Genomic DNA, 21,437 nt, shown 5'->3' on the forward strand with positions numbered 1-21,437 from the left:
AACAAAAAAATACAAATAATCAGTGAAAAAAATGTGGTAAATTCATCTGACTTTAATTTTTATCCTGGTTTTGATAGACTAGGACTCGCATAGTAAAATCAAACCTATTAAAAATGAGGCATACATATGACGAAAGAAACATGGTATTTTATTGACTCGGGAAATCAATCTCCATCATACAATATGGCTTTAGATGAAGCATTGCTTGATTGGCATAGTGAAGGGAAGATTCCCCCAACGATCCGTTTTTATGGTTGGAACCCAGCGACCTTATCCATTGGATATTTTCAAAAAGTGGAAAAAGAGATCAATATGGATGCCGTAAGAGAGCATCATCTTGGATTTGTGCGAAGACCTACTGGTGGCAGAGGTGTCCTTCACGAACATGAATTGACATACAGTGTGATTGTTTCGGAAGAGCATCCTGAAATGCCTAAAACCGTTACAGAAGCATACCGCGTCATTTCTGAAGGGATTTTAAAAGGCTTTCACCGTTTAGGTTTGGATGCATATTTTGCCGTACCACAATCATTAGAGGAACGGGAATCTTTAAAAAATCCTCGCTCTGCTGTATGCTTTGATGCACCTAGCTGGTACGAGCTTGTGGTCGAAGGACGTAAAGTGGCAGGAAGCGCACAAACTCGTCAAAAAGGAGTCATCCTTCAACATGGTTCTATCCTTTTGGATATTGACGAAGAGAAACTATTTAGCCTTTTCCATTATCCAAGTGAGAGAGTAAAAGAACGTATGAGAGCTGCTTTCAAAAATAAAGCTGTGGCGATTAATGAAATTAGTTCAAGGCAAATTAATCTTGAAGAAGCGAAGGATGCTTTTTATAACGGATTTGCTGAAGGCCTGAATGTAGAACTTGTTCCATATACATTGTCAGTGGAAGAAGAAGAATATGTCGCAAAGATTGCCAAAGAAAGATATGAAAGTGATGATTGGAATTTTAAGAGATAGAGAAAGGAGCGACTATTAGTCGTTTCTTTTTTTTATCCTTTTTTTAGGAATGAGATCTTATAGAGATTTTTCAAGCAAACTGTTACTTATTACCTATGCATTCAATTAGCAAACTGCGAAATATGTTAAAATTTATCGTTTTATCCGATTTAGTTAACTCAATCTATATTTTCCTCTTATTTTCACTTGTTTTTGATTTTGACAAAAAAGTGTTCATCAAAACTGAACACAATATATAGTGTGGTTGAACCAAATTTCAATACTATATATTGATGTTTTTGGTTGTAATTTGAGTTTCACTATGCTAGATTTAGGGTATTCCAAAACAGCAAGACTTAGCAGATATTTCTACAAAATTTTTAACTTTACTATTAAATTGATTGAGATTTCTAGAAGGAGATGTGATTATGTCTGTTGCAGTAAGACAAAAAATGAATATTAATTTCGAACGGTTGAATGAGGATATCGGTTTATTTCCACAAGTACATCCTGTGACATCCGACATGAAAATTACACATAAAGGTGTTTCCCGTCTCGTAATGTTAGATCGTTATACTTTTAAAGATACGGAGAAAATTACGTTGACAACTGGTGACTTTGTAGTGTTAACCATTAAGGAAGATCCGAAATTCCCTGCACGTGGTCTTGGATTCATTTTAGGCATCGATTGGGAAAAGAAGACTGCACAGGTTTTGGTAGAGGAAGAATTTAGAGGGGTGCTAGACGATCCAGAGGAAGTTAGCACAGGTGTGATTGTTCGTTCATTAGATATCATTGAAAAGCCTTTAGAGCTTTTTTATGAGCAAATTGCAAAACGTAACGCAACAGGCCTCGCCAGCGTAGAAAAGACTGAAGAGAAGCGGAAAGAATGGTTTGAAAAGTTCTATCAAGAACTTGTTCAAATGAACTTCATTCCAGCTGGACGTGTACTATACGGAGCAGGTGCGGAAACGGATGTGACTTACTTCAACTGCTACGTTATGCCATTTGTTCAAGATTCGCGTGAAGGAATTTCCGATCACCGTAAGCAAGTAATGGAAATCATGAGCCGAGGTGGAGGGGTCGGAACGAATGGTTCCACATTACGCCCAAGAGCCACTTTGGCAAAAGGGGTAAACGGAAAATCTTCCGGTTCAGTTTCCTGGCTTGATGATATTGCGAAGTTGACACATCTTGTTGAACAGGGTGGGTCAAGACGTGGTGCACAAATGATCATGTTAGCAGATTGGCATCCTGATATCGTAGAATTCATCATTTCAAAAATGCAGAATCCTAGAATCCTAAGATTCCTGATTGAAAATACAAAAGATGAAACAATTAAGAAGTATGCAAAGGATAAATTGAAATTCACTCCACTTACAGTACAAGAAACTGCTATGTATCAAGGTATTGTGAACTTTAAAACGATTCCAGGCTTCGGCGGGTTTAATGAGAAAATCATTGAAGAAGCAGAAGAGAAATTACTTACTGGAGGCAATTATTCTGTTCATAATCCGGAATTTTTAACAGGCGCAAATATTTCAGTTTGTTTAACAAAAGACTTCATGGACGCAGTGGAAAAGGATGCAGAATATGAGTTGCGTTTCCCTGATGTTGAGAGTTACGATGCAGAGAGTATGAAAATCTATAATGAAGAATGGCACAAAAGTGGAGATGTGCGTGAGTGGGGAAAAATGGGCCACAAAGTTCGCACCTATAAAAAAATCCAAGCGAAAGAACTTTGGAACTTAATCAACATTTGTGCGACGTATTCCGCTGAGCCTGGCATATTCTTCATTGACAATGCAAATGACATGACAAATGCTCAAGCTTACGGTCAGAAGGTTGTCGCAACGAACCCATGTGGAGAACAGCCACTTGCACCAAATTCCGTCTGTAACCTTGCTGCAGTGAATCTTGCGGAGATGGCAGATAAGGAAACAAAGACAGTGAACTTCAAAAAGCTAGAACAAACTGTTGCTGTTGGAGTTCGCATGCAAGATAACGTAATCGATGCTACACCATACTTCTTAGAAGATAATAAGAGACAAGCCCTTGGTGAACGACGTGTAGGACTTGGTGTAATGGGATTACATGACTTGCTCATCTACTGTGAAACAGAGTACGGTTCTGAAGAAGGAAATAAACTCGTAGATAAAGTGTTCGAAACAATCGCAACAACTGCATACAGAACATCTGTAGAATTAGCAAAAGAGAAAGGAAGTTTCCCTTTCTTGGTTTCTGATAATGAAAATGAAACAAATCGTCTCCGCAAAGCATTTACTGAAACTGGCTTCATGAAAAAGATGCCTGAAGATGTACGGAATTCGATATTGGAAAATGGAATTAGGAACTCTCATCTACTAACTGTTGCTCCAACAGGCTCCACGGGCACAATGGTGGGTGTTTCAACTGGTCTTGAACCATATTTCTCTTTTTCATATTTCCGAAGCGGCCGTCTTGGTAAATTTATTGAAGTAAAAGCTGATATCGTTCAGGAATATTTGGATCAACATCCAGAAGCAGATACGAATAACTTGCCTAATTGGTTTGTGACTGCGATGGAGTTGAATCCAGAAGCTCACGCAGATGTTCAATGTGTCATTCAACGCTGGATCGATAGCTCGATCAGTAAAACGGTAAATGCTCCAAAAGGGTATAGCGTTGAACAAGTGGAGAAAGTTTATGAACGTCTGTACCGTGGTGGTGCAAAAGGAGGAACCGTTTATGTCGACGGTTCACGCGATTCACAAGTCCTTACTTTAAAAGCAGAGGAAAATAGTATGGACGACTCTGAAAAGGTTAAAGAAAAACCAAAACATCATGTTGTATTGGTCGATACCATTACGCCACTTCGCTCAACCGACGTTACGATTGGTTCTGAAGTTGGAAATACCTGTCCAGTTTGTCGAAAGGGTAAAGTAAAAGAAATTGGCGGTTGTAACACGTGTACAAACTGTAACGCACAATTGAAGTGCGGATTATAACAATTAGTTGGTATGAAAATTTAACGTAGATAACTGTCTAGCTCCAGCGCCCATCCAGTTTTCATCAATGAATATGCTTCTTCGAAAATGTTGCGGAAAGCATGACCTTTAGGTGATGATTGGAGCAGCTCGGGGTTGTTTCCTAAAGCCGAAACAGCCTTAATTGTTTTCTAAAGCCAAAACAATTTTGGTCATAAGCCAAATCGCTCAGAATAAGGATTTCCTGCGCGCTTCGTCTTGTGCTTGTCGGGGTAATACAGGGCGTTTGCGCTTTTCTTAAGAGGATGGAAAAATTTTTCCGTCCTCTTTTTGCGTTTCTTTTGCACATACTAGAAAAAATGTGTTTTTGAAAAGAGGGTGTTAAATGGAGCCGTTTGTACCGCAACTTGTTTATATTGAACCAAAGGCACTCGAGTATCCGTTAGGAAGAGAGCTAAAGGAAAAGTTCGAGGCCATGGGGCTGGAAATTCGTGAAACAACTTCACATAATCAAGTCAGAGGGATTCCAGGTGACAATGAATTTCAACAATATCGGAATGCAAAATCGACTCTTGTAGTTGGCATTAGAAGAACGTTGAAGTTTGATACTTCAAAGCCATCTGCAGAGTATGCGATTCCTCTTGCCACGGGTTGTATGGGTCACTGTCATTATTGCTATTTACAAACCACATTAGGAAGTAAACCTTATATTCGTACTTACGTAAACCTTGAGGATATATTTGATCAAGCCCAAAAGTATATGGATGAACGAAAGCCAGAGATTACTCGTTTTGAAGCAGCTTGTACATCTGATATCGTAGGTATTGATCACTTGACACATTCATTGAAGAAAACGATTGAGTTTATTGGTCAAACCGAATATGGACAATTAAGATTTGTTACGAAATATCATCATGTCGACCACTTGTTAGATGCAAAGCATAATGGTAAAACGCGTTTTCGATTCAGTGTAAACTCAAGGTATGTTATCAAGAACTTTGAACCTGGTACTTCTTCCTTTGATGACAGATTGGAAGCAGCTAGAAAGGTGGCGAATGCAGGCTATCCGCTAGGGTTCATCGTTGCCCCTATATATATGCACGAAGATTGGAAAGAGGGGTATCGAGAGCTGTTTGAACGCCTTCATTCTGCATTGGAAGGTATTCATCTTGAAAACCTGACTTTTGAATTGATTCAACATCGTTTTACGAAGCCTGCAAAGAACGTAATAGCTAAACGTTATCCAAAAACGAAGTTGGAGATGGATGAAGGAAAAAGGAAATATAAATGGGGACGTTACGGGATTGGCAAATACGTTTATCAGGATGAAGATGCCAAGGATTTAGAAGGGACAATAAGAGACTATGTCCGTTCTTACTTCCCGCAAGCCGAAGTTCAGTACTTTACTTAATAGCTAAATTCCCAACAAAATGTTAAAAAAATTTACTCGTCCGCCGTACTATTTTGAGTTCATGCCGCTTAAAGATGTAAAGGTAAGTACATCGATGGGAGTGGCTTCCATGAACATAGACGGTGTTTTTTCCGGAGGTGGAGTAAAGGGATTTGCTCTAATTGGAGCGTACGAAGAAATAGAAAATCGCGGATTCCATTTCAAAAGGGTAGCAGGGACAAGTGCCGGTTCTTTGATTGCCGCTCTTATCGCAGCCGGTTATACGAGTTCTGAAATGAAAGAGCTGCTTGATGAATTAGACTTAACAAAGTTTCTTGATGCCCGCCGAAATTGGATTCCTTTCCCTTTTGCCAAATGGCTTTTCGTTTATTGGCGGCTCGGATTGTATAAAGGTCAAGAATTAGAAAAATGGATGGAAGAAAAGCTGTCTGCAAAAGGATTGAAAACTTTTGGAGATTTACCGCCGCAGACACTTAGGGTTATCGCTTCGGATCTAACGAACGGAAGGTTGCTTGTTCTTCCAGATGACTTAGAAAAATACGGTATCGACCCCAATTCCTTTTCCATCGCAAAGGCTATTCGGATGAGTTGCAGTCTCCCTTACTTCTTTGAACCAGTAAAACTTCGATCCGCAATAGGAGTCAATATTGTCGTTGATGGTGGTGTTCTTAGTAATTTTCCCATGTGGCTGTTTGATAAGGAGAATGTAGCTAAAGTACGGCCCGTTCTGGGGATAAAGCTCAGTCACAACAAATATGAACTTCCCCAAAACAAAATCCATAATGCAATTGATATGTTCGGAGCTTTGTTTGAAACGATGAAGGATGCACATGACGCCAGATATATTTCAAGGAAACACGCAAAAAACATTATTTTCATTCCAACACAAGGTGTATTATTAACTGAATTTGAACTCACAAATGAGAAAAAACAGGCTATGATTGCACTTGGTAAGGAGGCTGCTAAACAATTTTTCAAGAGTTGGGGATATTGATTTACTGTTCGATCTTTTAAGATATTCTTCGCAAAAAGAAAAATCGGGAATCTTTAAAAAGATACCCGATTTTTCTTTTTGGATTTTTTCCCTTCAATAACAGTAAGATGAGCGGGGCTTTTCTTCTTTTGTTTGCTGGGCTTCTTTAAAGAAGTCATTGATGACGAACTTGAGCGCTGTGAAGAGGTTTCTCCACTTTTTAGACGCTTCTTGGATTGTTTGGCTGCTTTAAGAAATGCCTGCTGCTCTTTTTTCTCTGGACTTGAAGAGGAAAAACGCCTTGCTATGAAATAAATGGCCGAAACAATCAGAACGAGAAAAACGATTTTTTGGATAAACCCTGTCGGATTCGTAATTAACATGCCGATGATGCCGACCACAGCTAAGATAATGACTCCTAACGCAAAGAAAACGGAAATCCGATTTTTCAAGAAAGCCACCTCCCTAAGAGCATCTTAAGCATTTTTATTCTCTTTTAAACCCGTATAATTAAAGATTAGACAATTTCTTCAGTTTCTAGTGATTCTGAAGTCTCTTTCTCCATCGCGAGTAATCTGTTAAACGAAAGGATAGCTACTTCGACTTGTTCATTGTCAGGCTCTTTTGTCGTTAAGAGTTGTAACCATAATCCAGGTAATCCTAAATATTTAAGAACAGGTACATCTCTTAGCTTATTTGTGAATTGAAGTACTTCGAACGAAATACCTAAAACAACAGGAATTAGTGCCAAGCGATTGACGACTCGCACCCAAATGGGTTCGGTGGGAACGAGCATATAGACGAATACTCCGATGATAACAGTAAATAGGATAAAACTACTACCGCAGCGATAATGCAAACGGGATGCAGCTTGAACGTTTTCGATAGTTAACTCTTTACCCTCTTCAAAAGCGTTTATTACTTTATGTTCGGCACCATGATATTGAAACACTCTTTTCACGATTGGTGTAAGGGATACAAAATATATATATGCGAGTAACAGTAAAAGCTTGAAAAAGCCTTCAATTAATATTTGCTCAAAGTCCGTTGAAAATATTGGGCGAGTTAGTTCTGCAAGGAATAAAGGAATTAAAGTAAAGATAAATTTCCCAAAAAGAAAAGAAATGACACCAATGGCAGCGACGCCTAAATACATCGACAGCTTGGAAACCTCTTTTTCCTTTATCTTTTCATCTTCATCTGGATGAAGATCGAAACGTTCGGTAGAAAAGTTGAGATGTTTTGAACCGTTTGCACTGGCTTCTATAATCGCTACAATTCCGCGTAAAAAGGGAATCTTTTTAAGAAGTGTAAACAAAGGGTTTGATTTACGAGGTAAATGAAAATACTCTACTGATTGATCTTTTCTGCGGACTGCTGTGACATAATGATGTTTGCCGCCAAACATAACGCCTTCGACGACAGCTTGACCGCCATAAATCGGTTTTGAAATTTTGGACATGAATTTAAACACCAGCCTATCTTATTCTTGCACACTCAGCATAGCATGAATTCTGTATGTACTTACAAGTATTCTACTCGAAAAAAAGAAAAACCTCTATAAGCTTACAAAATAACTACCCATTTTCCATCAAATTAGATAATTTTCCAATGTTCATGCAAACGATTTTAATTGCTGGGACATAATATGGGTGGAGGTGGTCTAAATGTCGGATGAAAGCAAAAAGGAACAAACGGAAAGAGCAAAACCAATGTCTTTTATTTCTATGATAGTAGTTACGGGACTATTTGGTGGAGTGTTTTGGAGTTCAATTGGCCTATTAGCTCATTATTTCAGTTTTACAACAATCCATCCAAGAGTAATCCTAGAGCCTTGGGCAATTGGAGAGTGGAAACATGGCTGGCTTGGAACGTTGATTTCACTCGGGATTATTGGGTTGATTTCTATCGGAGTGGCTTTTCTCTACTATATTCTCCTAAGAAAGTTAAAGAGCATCTGGATAGGAGCTGCATTTGGCCTTGTACTGTTCGTACTAGTATTATTCGTACTAAACCCCATTTTCCCTGGTATCGAGCCAATACGGGATATCGGTCGTAATACACTCATTACTACGGGGTGTTTGTATCTTTTATATGGAGTCTTCATTGGTTTTTCTATTTCATATGAAGAAACTGAACAGCAGCTTCAACGGAAGAAAACGAAACAGGCATCAACATAAATTATCTTTCGATAGTGAGAAAAATAAGCTTGTGATAGAATGTTCATATTGGACATTCTTTTTCATTATTCTAAATAAAGAAAATGTCTTTAAGATGTAAAATCAGGAGAGTCCTTATGAGGAAAATATTGTTGTTGAACGGTCCAAACTTAAACTTGCTTGGTAAACGTGAACCTGAAATTTATGGGTACACAACGCTGGGCGACATCGAGCAAAATCTAGTAGGGCTTGGTAAAACTTTGGGTATGGAAGTTTCCTGTTTTCAATCTAACCATGAAGGTGCGATTATAGACAAGCTTCATGAGGCAAATGAAAGAGAGTACTTCGGCATTATTTTTAATCCGGGAGCTTTTACTCATTATAGTTATGCCATACGTGATGCGGTGGCAGGAATAAAGGTGCCCGTTATCGAAGTACATATTTCAAATGTTCATGCACGTGAAGAATTCCGTCATCAATCTGTTATTGCACCAGTTACTAAAGGACAAATTATTGGTTTGGGAATCAAAGGTTATGAACTTGCCTTAAACGCTTTATATGAAAGGGAGAGAGAACATGAATAAAATAGAAAAATTAAGATCTGACTTTTCAAAGTTAAACATTGATGGAATGTTGATTACTAGTGGTATGAACCGCCGATATATGAGCAATTTTACAGGTTCATCTGGAGCGGTATTGTTAAGTGAGGGGAAAGCCCAGTTTATTACAGATTTTCGCTATATGGAACAAGCTGAAAAGCAATGTGCTGGTTTTGAAATTGTCCAACACAAGGAGACATTACCAGAAGAAGTAGCTCAACAGGTAAAAAATCTTGGAATTACAAAGCTTGGTTTTGAACAGGATCACTTAACATATTCGGCATTTAAGACATACGAAAAAGCGATTGATGTAGAGCTTGTACCCGTTTCAGGGGCCATTGAAAAGTTACGCTTGATTAAGACAGACGCAGAGATTAATATATTAAAGGAAGCAGCGGACATTGCTGATGCCGCTTTTAAACACATTCTTGATTTCATTCGTCCGGGTATTACAGAGTTAGACGTTTCGAATGAACTTGAGTTCTTTATGAGAAAAGCGGGTGCAACATCATCTTCATTTGATATCATTGTGGCTTCTGGATACCGTTCTGCACTGCCTCATGGCGTCGCAACTGAAAAGATCATAGAAAAAGGTGACTTTGTGACACTTGATTTTGGTGCGTATCATAAAGGCTATGTGTCAGATATCACGCGCACAATTTCAGTAGGACAACCTGTTGAAAAGCTTCGTGAAATTTATGACATCGTGCTTGAAGCGCAATTGCGTGGTATGGCAGGAATAAAGCCGGGTATGACTGGTAAAGAAGCGGATGCCCTTACAAGGAATTTTATCGTTGAAAAGGGCTTCGGTGAATATTTTGGACATTCGACAGGTCATGGGATCGGACTTGAAGTGCATGAAGGTCCTGCATTATCTATGAAATCCAATACAATTCTTGAGCCTGGAATGGTTGTAACCGTTGAACCTGGTATTTATATTCCTGGTCTTGGAGGAGTTAGGATCGAGGACGATACGCTCATCACTTTGGATCATAATGAGTCGTTCACTCATTCAACAAAAGAACTCATTATACTTTAATGAATTTTTAGGAGGATTTACACATGATTTCAGTAAACGATTTTCGTACTGGATTAACAATCGAAGTTGACAACGGAATTTGGCGCGTATTGGATTTCCAACACGTTAAACCAGGTAAAGGTGCAGCTTTTGTACGTTCTAAACTTCGTAACCTTCGTACTGGAGCAATTCAGGAGAAGACATTCCGTGCAGGTGAAAAAGTAGCGAAAGCTCAAATTGACAACCCAAAAATGCAATATTTATATGCTAGCGGTGATCAGCATGTATTTATGAATAATGAAACTTACGATCAAATCGAACTTCCTGCAAGTGCAATCGAATACGAATTGAAGTTCTTGAAAGAAAATATGGAAGTTTATATCATGACGTATCAAGGTGAAACACTTGGAGTAGAACTTCCAAACACAGTTGAGTTAGAAGTAACTGAAACTGAGCCTGGTATCAAAGGCGATACTGCTTCTGGCGGTACAAAGCCGGCAATCCTTGAAACAGGACTGAGCGTTCAAGTTCCTTTCTTCATCAACCAAGGCGACCGCTTAATCATCAATACTACTGATAGTTCTTACGTATCAAGAGCATAGAAATTAAAAATAGCCCTTTTGTCCATTCGGATAAGAGGGCTATTTTTTGTTTCGCTGTTTTCTATAGTTGTGTGAAGGCATGGAAGAATGTCCAATCTCTGGTCTTAATCCGCCGTTCATGATTAGAATAGTTTTTAATGCTTTACAACCATTCAACCTCATTTTGTTATGAAAAATAGGAGTATCTGGCAGAGACAATTGCTTTGATGGTAATTTGGCCGGGTTCAATAGGAGTTGTACTTACCCCCTTCACGAACATTGCTGGCTGTTCGTATACTGGCCGTTGTTCATCTTGACCCTCTGTCACTGCAAATGGTACGGGATTTAGTTTGACATTTAGAGTTCCTGCGAGCGTTTCAGCTTTTTTGTTAGCCTGCAATAATGCTGCCTTCAGAGCTTGTAAATAGATTTCGTCTTCTTTGCTTGAATAGAATCTTACATTTGAAACGTAATTTGCTCCACTATCTACAGCTGTATCAACTACCTTGCCCACTGACCGGATGTCATCCACTTCCACACTCAAATAATGAGTCACCTTATATCCTCTAAAGACCTGTTTGCCATCTATATAATTATATTCTGTATCTATTCGGTATTCAGTTGTTCTGATTTGTTCTTTTTTTATTCCAATTTTAACGAGAGCTGCAGTAACTGCTGTTATAATTACAGCATTTTTACTTTGAGCCTCTTTCAAGTCCTTACTTTCTGTAATCGCTCCTAAAGTGACGCTTGCCTTATCAGGCTGTACAAGTATTTCAGAACCTCCTGTCACCCTTAAGACATTCGTTTCGTGTCTATAGTTGGGTTGGTAGGGTATTTGTCGTGAATCATGCATCGGATAATGATAGTTCAAAGAAACCTCCTCCTTCTTACTTTCTTTTAGGCTGTTTTCGTAAACTTTGCTGCTATTTAATAAGTTGAAGTAGAGGTTGATTTCCGCTCCAGGATGCTCGCTTTCCGTGGACGAATTATGAAAAAGCCCTAATGCCGACTTTTTCATGGGCAAATTCTTCTCGGGGCGGACGGTGAGCCTCCTCGGCGCATTCGCGCCTGCGGGATCTCCTCTATCCCGCTGCTCCCACAGGACATTGCTTGACTCCCTTGAATGGACCCACGCACGAAGGAAATTCGATAGCACAAGGAATTCTTCCCTGAATATACATCGCACGATATTATGCGATAGCATAATGGAGGATTTTCGAGGAGTCCCGCACCTTCCGCTTCAATTAATACTAGGTTTACTTTCACAAAACTTATTCCAAAAACAACAATCTTTTAGAAAAGAGCCTTCTGTTATAAATTAATACGGCTGAGGATGCCTAAACATTCCTTTTGGAGTATTCCCTAACCTCTAAATTCAAATATTACTAGATTTAAGAGCCGTGAAAGTCATAAAGCACAAGAGACGACCATACATTTTAAATAATGAGACAAGCAACAGGGAGGAAAAATGGTGGACAGTGTACTATCTTTTTTACCCAAAAATATCGCAGATAAGTTGAAACAAATCCCTCCACGTGAATTATATGAGCTTGAGGAAATTCGTGTCCGAATTAACCGACCAGTTGAGTTAACGTTAAAAGGCGCTCCAAAATTCATTCCATATGTTGTTAGCCAAGATGATGGGGTTCACCTGTTGAACAAAATAAGTCAATTTTCCCTCTATACGTTAGAGGAGGAGTTGAAACGTGGTTATATCACGGTAGAGGGTGGGCACCGGATAGGGTTGGCAGGTAAAGTCATTTTAGAAAGTGGAAAGGTGAAAGCGATCCGAGATATTTCCTCCTTCAATATTCGGATCGCTCGCGAAAAAATGGGGATAGCTGAAGAGATTATGCCGTTCCTATTTGAAGAAGATTGGCTCCATACAATGATTATTGGGCCCCCCCAAACCGGTAAAACAACCTTGCTGCGTGATATCGCCAGGATTATCTCTTCAGGGGATCCGAGGAATGGCCGCTCAGCCTTTAAAGTAGGAATCGTTGACGAAAGGTCAGAAATTGCTGGAAGTGTGAACGGGATTCCACAAATGACGTTTGGCCATCGAGTAGATGTACTCGATGCTTGTCCGAAAGCTGAAGGAATGATGATGATGATTCGTTCGATGAGTCCTGAAGTACTTGTTGTTGATGAAATAGGGAGAAGGGAAGATGCTGAAGCGATCATGGAGGCCGTCAATGCTGGAATTAAACTCATTATGACAACTCACGGTAAATCACTGGATGAAATAAAGAATAGACCATTCTTGAAATCTATATTGGAACAAGGGATTTTTCAAAGATATATTGAGCTGAATAGACGAAACGGCCCTGGTAATGTTACGCAAATTCTCGATGGAAGCGGCAGGAAGATTCCGACAGAAGTGAGAGTGACCTAAATGATGAAATTGATTGGGGCTATATTTATTATCGTTGCCACTACTTGGACAGGTTTTGAAGCATCAAGGCATTTAAGTGAAAGACCAAAGCAGTTGAGAATGTTAAAGTCGGCGCTGCAATCCTTAGAAGCGGAAATCATGTATGGGCATACTCCCTTGCACGAAGCGTCCAGAAGGCTTTCGACTCAAATACCACGCCCTCTATCTTGGTTTTTTGAATCTTTCGCCAAGAAGCTGACACAGACGGAAACAACTGTGAAAGAAGCTTGGGAGGAAAGTTTGAAAGAGGTTTGGAGACTAACTGCACTAAAGCAAGGTGAATTCGAGATCATGAAGCAATTTGGAGAGACATTAGGACGACATGATCGATATTCCCAACAAAAACAAATCATGCTTACCCTTTCCCATCTAGAAAGAGAAGAAGTGGATGCGAGAGAGAGACAAGCGAAATACGAGAAAATGGTAAAAAGTCTAGGATTCCTTTCCGGATTATTACTCATCATCTTACTGATTTAGTTATAGGAGGAGACTTAATGGGCTTAGAAGTAGATATCATCTTTAAGATTGCCGGCGTAGGAATTGTCGTGGCTTTTTTGCATACAGTATTAGATCAGGTGGGCAAGAAGGAGTATGCACAGTGGGTTACTTTGTTCGGGTTTATCTATATTTTGTTTCAAGTTGCAACCATCGTCGATAATCTTTTCCAAAAAATAAAATCTGTATTCTTATTTCAGAGCTAAAGGGGGGATTTGCCATTGAGATCCTTCAAATAATCGGCGTAGCTTTTGTATCTACCTTTCTCGCTCTGATTGTTAAAGAACAAAAACCGAATTTTGCATTCTTGCTCATCGTTTTTGTAGGATGTGCCATTTTTCTTTTCTTGGTGGACCAAATTTACGAAATCATTCACATGATTGAAAGGATAGCTGTGAATGCCAACGTAAATCTCGTCTATGTTGAAACGATTCTGAAGATTATAGGCATTGCCTACATTGCTGAATTTGCAGCACAAATTACAAAGGATGCCGGGCAAGGTGCAATTGCATCGAAGATTGAACTGGGAGGGAAAATCATGATCCTTGCCATGGCTATTCCAATCCTCACTCTTTTAATTGAAACGATCGTTAAATTAATACCGAGTTAGAGATAGAAACGTGTCTTTACCTAAATCGAGGTGAAAAGATGAAGCATCGAATCTTGTTTATTTTTATTATTACGCTCCCGTTATTTTTCCTGATTTCTTCGAATGTACAAGCATCACCAAAAGTGGAAGAAGCAAGTAATACAGTTTCGACAGATGCCTTGGTCAATTCCCAACTGGAATCATTGAATTTGGACGAGCTAAAGCAGTTTTGGGATGATGTCATCCATAAATATGGAGGTTATCTGCCAGAAAGTCAAAAGGGCAGCCTTTACGATTTTATTAAAGGGGACAAACAGTTTTCCTTTAAACACTGGGTTCAAGGTATCCTTAAATTTACCTTCCAGGAATTCATCGTAAACGGAAAACTACTTGGCTCCTTGATCATGCTTACCATATTCAGCATGTTCTTACAATCCCTACAAAATGCATTTGAACAAAGTACCATTAGCAAAGTAGCATACTCCATAATTTTCATGGTCCTTGTGATTATTGCTTTGAATAGTTTTCACGTAGCCATTGATTACACGAATGAAGCAATAGGAACAATGATTTCATTCATACTGGCTCTCATTCCTTTGTTGCTGGCATTGATTGCTTCATCAGGTGGAATCGTATCTGCAGCTTTCTTCCATCCGGTGATTCTCTTCCTTATGAATATGAGTGGCATTTTGATTCAATATGTGATTCTTCCGATGCTTTTCATGGCAACATTATTAAGTATTGTTAGTACCCTTTCAGAACAATACAAAGTGAGTCAATTGGCAAATTTATTAAGAAATTGGAGTATCGGTCTTCTCGGCCTTTTCTTGACCGTTTTTCTTGGCGTCATTTCTGTCCAGGGAGCCTCTGCAGCAGTTACAGACGGGATTACCATTAGGACAGCCAAGTTTATTACAGGAAATTTCATACCTGTCATTGGTAGAGTGTTCACTGACGCGGCTGATACGGTAGTTAGTGCTTCCGTTCTGTTGAAAAATACGGTCGGCATTGCCGGTGTCGCAATCTTATTACTTATAGTTGCTTTTCCGGCAATTAAGATTTTGATGATTGCTTTTATTTATAAATTTGCAGCAGCAATCCTCCAACCATTAGGGGGCGGACCTGTCATCAAGTGCCTAGATATTATTAGTAAAAGCGTAATATACGTATTTGCCGCACTAGGCATCGTATCGCTGATGTTTTTTCTAAGTATTACCGTCATTGTTGCAGCAGGGAATTTAACAATGATGATGAGATAGGGGGTGGGGTTAGTGGATTTTTTAAAAGAGTGGGTCACGAATATCATTCTATTTATTTTGTTAGCAACTGTAATCGATATGTTGCTTCCAAGTTCAAAGATGCAAAAGTACACAAAGATTGTTACAGGTTTACTCTTGATCGCCATCATCCTTACCCCTGTGTTAAAACTTTTATCGCATGATTTTGAAGCCAATTTGTCTTCCATTCCAAATTTTAAAAGCCCTGACGAAAAAAATATGAAAAATTTGATAGAAATGCAGAAAAAAGAAATACAAGCCTCTCAACATGCATATATTTTAGAACAGATGGCTGTCCAACTAAAAAAGGACGTGGAAGAGGAGTTGATGAATCAATACGGATTAGAGATTGCTCATATCGACATTCAAACAGACGGGCAAAATCATCAAACTTTCCCGGATAACCTTCAAAAGGTATCGGTTCTCCTAAAAGGGAGTGGCGAAGAAACTGAAACGGTTGAAGCTGTCAAACAAGTTGAAATCAACACTGAAAAACCTCTTTCATCAAACAAGGTGACAGACCAATCAAGACAAGTTGCAGCAATGTTGTCCGAAAAATGGAATGTACAGGAAAAGACCATCGACGTCATGATCGAAGGAGGGATAGAAAAGAAAGATGGATATTAAAAATGGTTTTCAGAATTGGATAAAGAAACTTCTGGAAAAAGATGGACATCCAGATCCTAGAAAGGGGAAATTTCAATATCTTCTCCTGGCATTGGCTATCGGAGCAGCTATCATGCTGATCAGCAACTTGTTTGGAAATAACAATGTGGATCCGAATAGCACAACAATGCCTGTTTATCAAAATGAAAAAACTAGTGGAGAGGATGTCGAAGTGTTTGGGCAGAAAAAATCTTCCGAGCATAAGACAATCTCTGATTATGAACATTCTTATGAAACGCAATTGAAGGATGCTTTGGAAACGATTCTCGGAGTAGATGATGTTACGGTTGTAGTGAACATCGATTCTACAGAGAAGAAAATATTGGAGAAGAATAAAGTCTCAAAATCACAAACAACGGATGAAACGGATCGTGAAGGTGGACAACGTAAGGTACAGGATACCTCTGAGGATCAGCAAATTGTTATCATCCGAAATGGAGAAAAAGAGGTTCCGATTGTCATAGAAACAAAAAAACCCGAGATTCGTGGGGTTCTTGTAGTCGCTCGTGGTGCAGACAATATACAAGTGAAAAAATGGATTATCGAATCAGTGACAAGGGCATTGGATGTTCCTAGCCATCGCGTCGCTGTTATGCCTAAAAAATCTAAGGGGGATTAATCAATGCTATTAAAAAAACAAACGGTTTGGTTATTAACGATGTTAAGTTTGGTTGTGGTTCTATCTGTCTATTACATTACTTCACCAGAACAAAAAGGCCAAGATTTTGCAGCCATTCAAGACAAGGTAGAAGAAAAGGGTAAGAAAGACGGAGCAGTAACGGAATCAGAAGATGGTAAAACGGTCATTTCCGGAATCTCAAGCGATGAAGCGTTTGAAACTTTGCGTTTACAACTAGAAGATCAACGTAATGCTCAGAAAGAGGAATTGGAAGAGGTTCTAGCTTCTACAGACCTGCCTACGGATAAAAGAAACGATGCATATGAGCAAATGGAAAAACTAAATGACGTTGCCAATACAGAGCAAATTTTAGAAACAACAATTAAGACAATGGGTTATGATGACGCTCTTGTACGTGTTGACGGAGAGCATATCAAGGTAACTGTAAAGTCCAAGAAGAAGCATTCTCCTACAGCAGCAAACGATATCATTCAGCTTGTTAGAACTGAAATTGGAGAAATGAGAACAGTTGCTGTTGAGTTCAAGCCAGCAAAATAAATAATTTTCAAAGGCAAAGGAGTAAAATAAATCCTTTGCCTTTTTAGCTTTTTAATATAAAAATCTTAAATCGGTAGACTAAAGATGAATGCTTAAAAGAAAAATGGTACAGTGGAATATGAAGACTTGTATTGAACTTTCATCATAAATTATCGTATAGTATTAGTATCTAGTCATAATAATGTTGATCAAGGGGTGCTTTAACTTGTTAAAAGTACAAGAAATTAGAGAATTGATAAAGCTAGTAGACAACTCAAGCATTGATGAATTTGTATACGAAAATGATGGTTCTAAAATCCAAATGAAGAAAAACGCTCAAGGGACTGTAATGGTTGCAGCACCATCAGTTGTTCAAGCTCCAATCGAGACTGCACCTGTTCAAATCAGAACAGAAGCTCCCGTAGCAAAAACGGAAGTGAAAGCAGAAGAAGCAAAAACTGAAACAAAAGTGGTAGCGGAAGCAGATACTTCTAATCTTCACAAAATCACTTCACCAATGGTAGGAACATACTACGAATCTCCATCACCAGATGCCGATGTATATGTAAAAGCTGGTAGCAAAGTTTCTAAGGATTCCATCGTTTGTATCGTTGAAGCAATGAAATTATTCAATGAAATTGAAGCTGAAATAAATGGCGAAATCGTAGAAGTACTTGTGAAAAATGGTCAACTAGTAGAATACGGGCAGCCGTTATTTTTAGTGAAGCCGGAATAAGGGGCGATAACAGGTATGATAAAGAAACTGTTAATTGCAAATCGAGGAGAAATTGCAGTTCGAATCATTCGAGCTTGCCGAGAAATGGGTATTGAGTCTGTAGCTGTTTTTTCAGAAGCTGATCGTGAATCCCTTCATGTTCAATTAGCTGATGAGGCTTACTGTATTGGTCCAACGGCTTCAAAGGATAGCTACCTAAATACAACGAATATTATTAGCGTCGCTAAACTTACAGGTTGCGATGCCATCCATCCAGGATATGGTTTTTTAGCGGAAAACGCTGATTTCGCGGAATTATGCCGAGAGTGCAACATCACTTTCGTAGGCCCATCTCCAGAAGCCATCACAAAAATGGGTACAAAAGATATTGCAAGGGAAACGATGCGTGAAGCTGGAGTCCCAATTGTACCTGGTTCAACTGGAATCATTAAGGATATTGATGAAGCTAAAGCATTGGTTGAGAAAATCCAATACCCAGTTATCATCAAGGCAACAGCTGGCGGGGGCGGAAAAGGAATCCGTGTTGCCCGCAATGAGCAGGAATTGGTGAAAGGTATTACGATTACTCAGCAGGAAGCATTGACTGCTTTTGGAAATCCAGGAGTTTATATTGAAAAATTCATTGAAGATTTTCGTCATGTTGAAATTCAAGTTCTTGCAGATACATACGGAAATACAATTCACCTTGGAGAGAGAGATTGCTCGATTCAGCGCAGGTTGCAAAAACTGCTTGAAGAAACCCCTTCACCTGCCCTTGATGGAGAAATCCGCGAGGAAATGGGGAACGCAGCCGTTAAAGCAGCAAAAGCTGTTGATTATTCAGGGGCTGGAACGGTAGAATTTATTTATGATTACGTAAACCGTAAATTCTATTTTATGGAAATGAACACAAGGATTCAGGTTGAGCATCCAGTAACTGAAATGGTAACAGGCGTAGATTTGATCAAGGAGCAGATTAAGGTTGCTTCAAAAGAAAAATTGAATCTCCGTCAAGAAGATGTTACTTTTACAGGATGGGCAATCGAATGCCGTATCAATGCTGAAAATCCAGAGAAGAATTTTATGCCTTCTCCTGGGAAAATCAAAATGTACTTGCCACCAGGTGGATTAGGCGTACGTATTGATTCTGCTGCTTATCCTGGCTATTCCATTCCGCCGTACTATGATTCGATGATTGCGAAAGTCATTACGTATGGTAGCACTCGTGAGGAAGCTATTTCGAGGATGAAAAGGGCATTAAGTGAATTTATTGTAGAGGGAATCCATACAACGATTCCTTTCCATTTACGACTTCTTGAACATGAGAAGTTTGTTGAAGGGCAGTTTAATACGAAGTTCTTAGAAATGTACGACGTAATGAAATTATAGTTAATTGGAGGTGCTCTAGATGAGTGAAAACAATATCTTGGAAATGAATCAAGACAACAATGGCCATGGAAAAGTTGAAATTGCTCCTGAAGTTATTGAAGTAATCGCAGGAATTGCAGCTTCAGAAGTTGAAGGCGTATCGCAAATGCGCGGAAACTTTGCAACTGGCGTTGTCGAGCGATTAGGTAAGAAAAACCACGGTAAAGGTGTGAAGGTGGAACTTACGGAATCAGGCATTAAGGTTGATGTTTATTGCCTAATGAAATTCGGCGTATCCATTCCGACTGTTGCACAGAAAATTCAGGACAATATCCGTCAGGCATTATTGAATATGACTGCTTTGGATGCGGAAGAAGTAAATGTTCATGTTGTGGGCATTCAGTTTGAAAATCAAAAACAAGAAGCTGTTGAAGTTGAACAGGAATTATAAATAGAGTAAGAACCAAAGGCATCTTTATGTCCTTTGGTTCTTTTATTTTCATGGAGTATTTTTTAGAAAATTCTATAAATGAACCTATAAAAAATTAATGGTACAACCGTGCGAAGATGTTTTAATTGTGCTATTATCTGTGTAGTCCATATTGAATAATACGGTCATTAAGAAAAGCTGAAAAATAATCAACGAGAAAATAAAATTAGAACTGTCGCTCAATTTTATTTAATTGCCATAAAGGAGTTAAAGGTAAAATGAAAAGAAGAACTGCCAGGGAAAAAGCTTTACAGGCCCTTTTTCAAATCGACGTAAGTAATAATGACCCACAATCTGCACTTGAACATGTGTTAGAAGGCAAAGATGGGGATGAGTATCTTACAAGGCTCGTCAATGGAGTAACTGACAATAAAGAAGAAATTGATAACCTAATCAAAGGGAATTTGGAGAAGTGGACGATCGACCGTCTAGCGACTGTTGACCGTAATTTGATGCGTGTTGCAGTATACGAAATGAAACATTGCCAAGGTGAAGTTCCTGCCAACGTTATCCTTGACGAAGCAATCGAAATTGCAAAGTTATACGGTGATGACCAATCAAGCCGCTTTGTAAATGGAGTACTATCTAAAATTAAACAACAATTATCGTAAAAACTGATTGGTTGATGATGTTCATTTTAAGACTAAACAGGGGGTTGGTTGAAAGATGAAAGCGATTATGATTGATGGAAAAGAAATTGCAAGTAATTTACGCAAGGACATGCAGGCCGAGGTTGATTTGTTGAAGATTGAACAAATCATTCCTGGACTTGCTGTTATTCTTGTCGGAAATGATCATGCTTCACGAACTTACGTTAATAATAAAAGAAAAGCATGCGAAGATCTTGGGATGCATTCATTATTAATAGAAATGCCTGATTCAGTAAGTGAGCAAGATTTATTGGCAAAAATAAGCGAACTCAATCATGATGATTCCATCCATGGAATCCTTGTTCAATTACCACTACCCAAACACATCGATGAAAAGAAAGTAATTGAATGCATCATCCCTGAAAAAGATGTGGATGGCTTTCATCCGATAAATATCGGTCGAATGATGACAGGGCAAGATGCGTTCCTGCCTTGCACTCCTTATGGAATCTTAAAATTGCTCGAGAAAATGAATATTGAGATTACAGGAAAGCATGTAGTGGTCATTGGGCGAAGCAATATTGTCGGCAAACCAGCGGGACAATTATTCTTAAATAAAAATGCTACGGTTACATATTGTCATTCCCAAACAACGGACCTTAAGAAGTTTACCAAACAGGCCGATATTCTCGTATCTGCTATTGGGAAGGCCAAGTTCATTACCGCTGACCATCTCAAAGACGGAGCAGTAGTAATCGACGTAGGCATGAACCGTGATGAAGAAGGTAAACTTTGTGGAGACGTTCATTATGATGAGGCCAAAGAGAAGGCGAGTTATATTACTCCCGTTCCAGGCGGTGTGGGACCAATGACCATAACGATGTTGTTGCACAATACATTAAAGTCAGCCCGTCAATATAAACAGTCCTTTCAAAAGCTTTAACAAATACTGTTTCTAATTTTAGGATTGCTATAGCAATCCTAAAATCTCCCGTGAAATAAGGA

At 39.0% G+C, this 21,437-nt stretch carries 24 protein-coding genes; 21 read left to right on the forward strand and 3 right to left on the reverse strand.

From position 1 onward, the window contains the following. Positions 1-126: 126 nt before the first annotated feature. The 4 genes from BMZ31_RS07495 to BMZ31_RS07510 all read left to right on the forward strand — a co-directional run bounded on the left by BMZ31_RS07495 (position 127) and on the right by BMZ31_RS07510 (position 6,313). The gene (locus tag BMZ31_RS07495) at positions 127-963 is read left to right on the forward strand and encodes a lipoate--protein ligase family protein (protein ID WP_090831101.1); all 837 of its coding nucleotides are present in this window, start codon (positions 127-129) and stop codon (positions 961-963) included. Between the two features lie 407 nt (positions 964-1,370). Continuing rightward, a complete protein-coding gene (locus BMZ31_RS07500; RefSeq protein ID WP_090831102.1) occupies positions 1,371-3,929 on the forward strand; it encodes a vitamin B12-dependent ribonucleotide reductase in 2,559 nt (852 codons plus the stop codon). A gap of 364 nt (positions 3,930-4,293) precedes the next feature. Beyond that, positions 4,294-5,319 (forward strand): spore photoproduct lyase, encoded by a 1,026-nt coding sequence (gene splB, locus BMZ31_RS07505; RefSeq protein WP_090831103.1) that lies wholly within the window; start codon positions 4,294-4,296, stop codon positions 5,317-5,319. A 109-nt stretch (positions 5,320-5,428) separates the two neighbouring features. Next, positions 5,429-6,313 carry a patatin-like phospholipase family protein gene (locus tag BMZ31_RS07510; protein ID WP_090831104.1) on the forward strand — a complete coding sequence of 295 codons (885 nt, stop codon included), beginning with the start codon at positions 5,429-5,431 and terminating at the stop codon, positions 6,311-6,313. 53 nt (positions 6,314-6,366) lie between these two features. Here BMZ31_RS07510 and BMZ31_RS07515 read toward each other — a convergent pair whose 3' ends face one another. Next, a complete protein-coding gene (locus BMZ31_RS07515) occupies positions 6,367-6,753 on the reverse strand; it encodes an SA1362 family protein (protein WP_302846839.1) in 387 nt (128 codons plus the stop codon). Between the two features lie 56 nt (positions 6,754-6,809). Continuing rightward, entirely contained in the window at positions 6,810-7,754 is a 945-nt protein-coding gene (locus BMZ31_RS07520) for a DUF1385 domain-containing protein (protein ID WP_090831106.1), read from the reverse strand. A 205-nt stretch (positions 7,755-7,959) separates the two neighbouring features. Between BMZ31_RS07520 and BMZ31_RS07525 the strand changes: the two genes are divergently transcribed. The 4 genes from BMZ31_RS07525 to efp all read left to right on the forward strand — a co-directional run bounded on the left by BMZ31_RS07525 (position 7,960) and on the right by efp (position 10,670). Beyond that, positions 7,960-8,472, forward strand: coding sequence for a YqhR family membrane protein (locus BMZ31_RS07525; RefSeq protein WP_090831107.1), 513 nt, complete (start codon positions 7,960-7,962; stop codon positions 8,470-8,472). Between the two features lie 116 nt (positions 8,473-8,588). Then, entirely contained in the window at positions 8,589-9,035 is a 447-nt protein-coding gene (aroQ, locus tag BMZ31_RS07530; RefSeq protein ID WP_090831108.1) for a type II 3-dehydroquinate dehydratase, read from the forward strand. Beyond that, positions 9,028-10,089 (forward strand): M24 family metallopeptidase, encoded by a 1,062-nt coding sequence (locus tag BMZ31_RS07535; RefSeq protein ID WP_090831109.1) that lies wholly within the window; start codon positions 9,028-9,030, stop codon positions 10,087-10,089. Before aroQ ends, BMZ31_RS07535 begins: the two co-directional genes overlap by 8 nt. 23 nt (positions 10,090-10,112) lie before the next feature. After that, entirely contained in the window at positions 10,113-10,670 is a 558-nt protein-coding gene (gene efp, locus BMZ31_RS07540) for an elongation factor P (protein WP_090831110.1), read from the forward strand. A gap of 166 nt (positions 10,671-10,836) precedes the next feature. On the opposite strand, the gene BMZ31_RS07545 is transcribed toward efp, so the two are convergent. Then, complete coding sequence (locus tag BMZ31_RS07545) at positions 10,837-11,670, reverse strand: SIMPL domain-containing protein (protein ID WP_139205918.1); 834 nt, start codon at positions 11,668-11,670, stop codon at positions 10,837-10,839. 453 nt (positions 11,671-12,123) lie between these two features. On the opposite strand from BMZ31_RS07545, the gene spoIIIAA reads away from it, so the two are divergent. The 13 genes from spoIIIAA (at position 12,124) to folD (ending at position 21,375) form a co-directional block, all read left to right on the forward strand. Continuing rightward, positions 12,124-13,047 carry a stage III sporulation protein AA gene (gene spoIIIAA / locus BMZ31_RS07550; protein ID WP_090831112.1) on the forward strand — a complete coding sequence of 308 codons (924 nt, stop codon included), beginning with the start codon at positions 12,124-12,126 and terminating at the stop codon, positions 13,045-13,047. After that, positions 13,048-13,563: a stage III sporulation protein SpoIIIAB gene (spoIIIAB, locus tag BMZ31_RS07555; protein WP_090831113.1), complete on the forward strand. Its 516-nt coding sequence runs from the start codon at positions 13,048-13,050 to the stop codon at positions 13,561-13,563. A gap of 17 nt (positions 13,564-13,580) precedes the next feature. Beyond that, positions 13,581-13,787 carry a stage III sporulation protein AC gene (gene spoIIIAC / locus BMZ31_RS07560; RefSeq protein WP_090831114.1) on the forward strand — a complete coding sequence of 69 codons (207 nt, stop codon included), beginning with the start codon at positions 13,581-13,583 and terminating at the stop codon, positions 13,785-13,787. 14 nt (positions 13,788-13,801) lie between these two features. Then, on the forward strand, positions 13,802-14,191 hold the full coding sequence (gene spoIIIAD / locus BMZ31_RS07565) for a stage III sporulation protein AD (RefSeq protein ID WP_090831115.1): 390 nt from the start codon (positions 13,802-13,804) through the stop codon (positions 14,189-14,191). A 38-nt stretch (positions 14,192-14,229) separates the two neighbouring features. Further along, a complete protein-coding gene (spoIIIAE, locus tag BMZ31_RS07570) occupies positions 14,230-15,429 on the forward strand; it encodes a stage III sporulation protein AE (RefSeq protein ID WP_090831116.1) in 1,200 nt (399 codons plus the stop codon). A 12-nt stretch (positions 15,430-15,441) separates the two neighbouring features. Further along, positions 15,442-16,074 carry a stage III sporulation protein AF gene (gene spoIIIAF, locus BMZ31_RS07575; protein ID WP_090831117.1) on the forward strand — a complete coding sequence of 211 codons (633 nt, stop codon included), beginning with the start codon at positions 15,442-15,444 and terminating at the stop codon, positions 16,072-16,074. After that, on the forward strand, positions 16,064-16,732 hold the full coding sequence (gene spoIIIAG, locus BMZ31_RS07580) for a stage III sporulation protein AG (protein WP_090831118.1): 669 nt from the start codon (positions 16,064-16,066) through the stop codon (positions 16,730-16,732). Before spoIIIAF ends, spoIIIAG begins: the two co-directional genes overlap by 11 nt. Before the next feature lie 3 nt (positions 16,733-16,735). Then, positions 16,736-17,290: a SpoIIIAH-like family protein gene (locus BMZ31_RS07585; protein ID WP_090831119.1), complete on the forward strand. Its 555-nt coding sequence runs from the start codon at positions 16,736-16,738 to the stop codon at positions 17,288-17,290. Between the two features lie 205 nt (positions 17,291-17,495). After that, positions 17,496-18,005 carry an acetyl-CoA carboxylase biotin carboxyl carrier protein gene (gene accB / locus BMZ31_RS07590; protein ID WP_090831120.1) on the forward strand — a complete coding sequence of 170 codons (510 nt, stop codon included), beginning with the start codon at positions 17,496-17,498 and terminating at the stop codon, positions 18,003-18,005. 15 nt (positions 18,006-18,020) lie between these two features. Next, entirely contained in the window at positions 18,021-19,373 is a 1,353-nt protein-coding gene (gene accC / locus BMZ31_RS07595) for an acetyl-CoA carboxylase biotin carboxylase subunit (protein WP_090831121.1), read from the forward strand. Positions 19,374-19,392: 19 nt separating this feature from the next. Then, positions 19,393-19,803, forward strand: a complete 411-nt coding sequence (locus BMZ31_RS07600) for an Asp23/Gls24 family envelope stress response protein (protein ID WP_090831122.1) — start codon at positions 19,393-19,395, stop codon at positions 19,801-19,803. A gap of 257 nt (positions 19,804-20,060) precedes the next feature. Continuing rightward, positions 20,061-20,453, forward strand: coding sequence for a transcription antitermination factor NusB (nusB, locus tag BMZ31_RS07605; protein ID WP_090831123.1), 393 nt, complete (start codon positions 20,061-20,063; stop codon positions 20,451-20,453). Positions 20,454-20,508: 55 nt separating this feature from the next. Next, a complete protein-coding gene (gene folD, locus BMZ31_RS07610) occupies positions 20,509-21,375 on the forward strand; it encodes a bifunctional methylenetetrahydrofolate dehydrogenase/methenyltetrahydrofolate cyclohydrolase FolD (RefSeq protein ID WP_090831124.1) in 867 nt (288 codons plus the stop codon). The last annotated feature ends 62 nt before the right edge of the window (positions 21,376-21,437 follow it).

This window comes from Bacillus sp. cl95, from assembly GCF_900115925.1.
Lineage (GTDB): Bacteria > Bacillota > Bacilli > Bacillales > Cytobacillaceae > Neobacillus_A.

Excerpts from the sequence above, each read along its gene's own strand:
- nusB (WP_090831123.1), top strand. The coding sequence starts at position 20,061 with ATGAAAAGAAGAACTGCCAGGGAAAAAGCTTTACAGGCCCTTTTTCAA.
- BMZ31_RS07495 (WP_090831101.1), top strand. The coding sequence starts at position 127 with ATGACGAAAGAAACATGGTATTTTATTGACTCGGGAAATCAATCTCCA.
- spoIIIAC (WP_090831114.1), top strand. The coding sequence starts at position 13,581 with ATGGGCTTAGAAGTAGATATCATCTTTAAGATTGCCGGCGTAGGAATT.
- accC (WP_090831121.1), top strand. The coding sequence starts at position 18,021 with ATGATAAAGAAACTGTTAATTGCAAATCGAGGAGAAATTGCAGTTCGA.
- BMZ31_RS07545 (WP_139205918.1), bottom strand. The coding sequence starts at position 11,670 with ATGAAAAAGTCGGCATTAGGGCTTTTTCATAATTCGTCCACGGAAAGC.
- BMZ31_RS07535 (WP_090831109.1), top strand. The coding sequence starts at position 9,028 with ATGAATAAAATAGAAAAATTAAGATCTGACTTTTCAAAGTTAAACATT.
- aroQ (WP_090831108.1), top strand. The coding sequence starts at position 8,589 with ATGAGGAAAATATTGTTGTTGAACGGTCCAAACTTAAACTTGCTTGGT.
- BMZ31_RS07585 (WP_090831119.1), top strand. The coding sequence starts at position 16,736 with ATGCTATTAAAAAAACAAACGGTTTGGTTATTAACGATGTTAAGTTTG.
- splB (WP_090831103.1), top strand. The coding sequence starts at position 4,294 with ATGGAGCCGTTTGTACCGCAACTTGTTTATATTGAACCAAAGGCACTC.
- BMZ31_RS07510 (WP_090831104.1), top strand. The coding sequence starts at position 5,429 with ATGAACATAGACGGTGTTTTTTCCGGAGGTGGAGTAAAGGGATTTGCT.
- BMZ31_RS07500 (WP_090831102.1), top strand. The coding sequence starts at position 1,371 with ATGTCTGTTGCAGTAAGACAAAAAATGAATATTAATTTCGAACGGTTG.
- spoIIIAE (WP_090831116.1), top strand. The coding sequence starts at position 14,230 with ATGAAGCATCGAATCTTGTTTATTTTTATTATTACGCTCCCGTTATTT.
- BMZ31_RS07600 (WP_090831122.1), top strand. The coding sequence starts at position 19,393 with ATGAGTGAAAACAATATCTTGGAAATGAATCAAGACAACAATGGCCAT.
- BMZ31_RS07520 (WP_090831106.1), bottom strand. The coding sequence starts at position 7,754 with ATGTCCAAAATTTCAAAACCGATTTATGGCGGTCAAGCTGTCGTCGAA.
- spoIIIAG (WP_090831118.1), top strand. The coding sequence starts at position 16,064 with ATGGATATTAAAAATGGTTTTCAGAATTGGATAAAGAAACTTCTGGAA.
- efp (WP_090831110.1), top strand. The coding sequence starts at position 10,113 with ATGATTTCAGTAAACGATTTTCGTACTGGATTAACAATCGAAGTTGAC.
- spoIIIAB (WP_090831113.1), top strand. The coding sequence starts at position 13,048 with ATGATGAAATTGATTGGGGCTATATTTATTATCGTTGCCACTACTTGG.
- BMZ31_RS07525 (WP_090831107.1), top strand. The coding sequence starts at position 7,960 with ATGTCGGATGAAAGCAAAAAGGAACAAACGGAAAGAGCAAAACCAATG.
- folD (WP_090831124.1), top strand. The coding sequence starts at position 20,509 with ATGAAAGCGATTATGATTGATGGAAAAGAAATTGCAAGTAATTTACGC.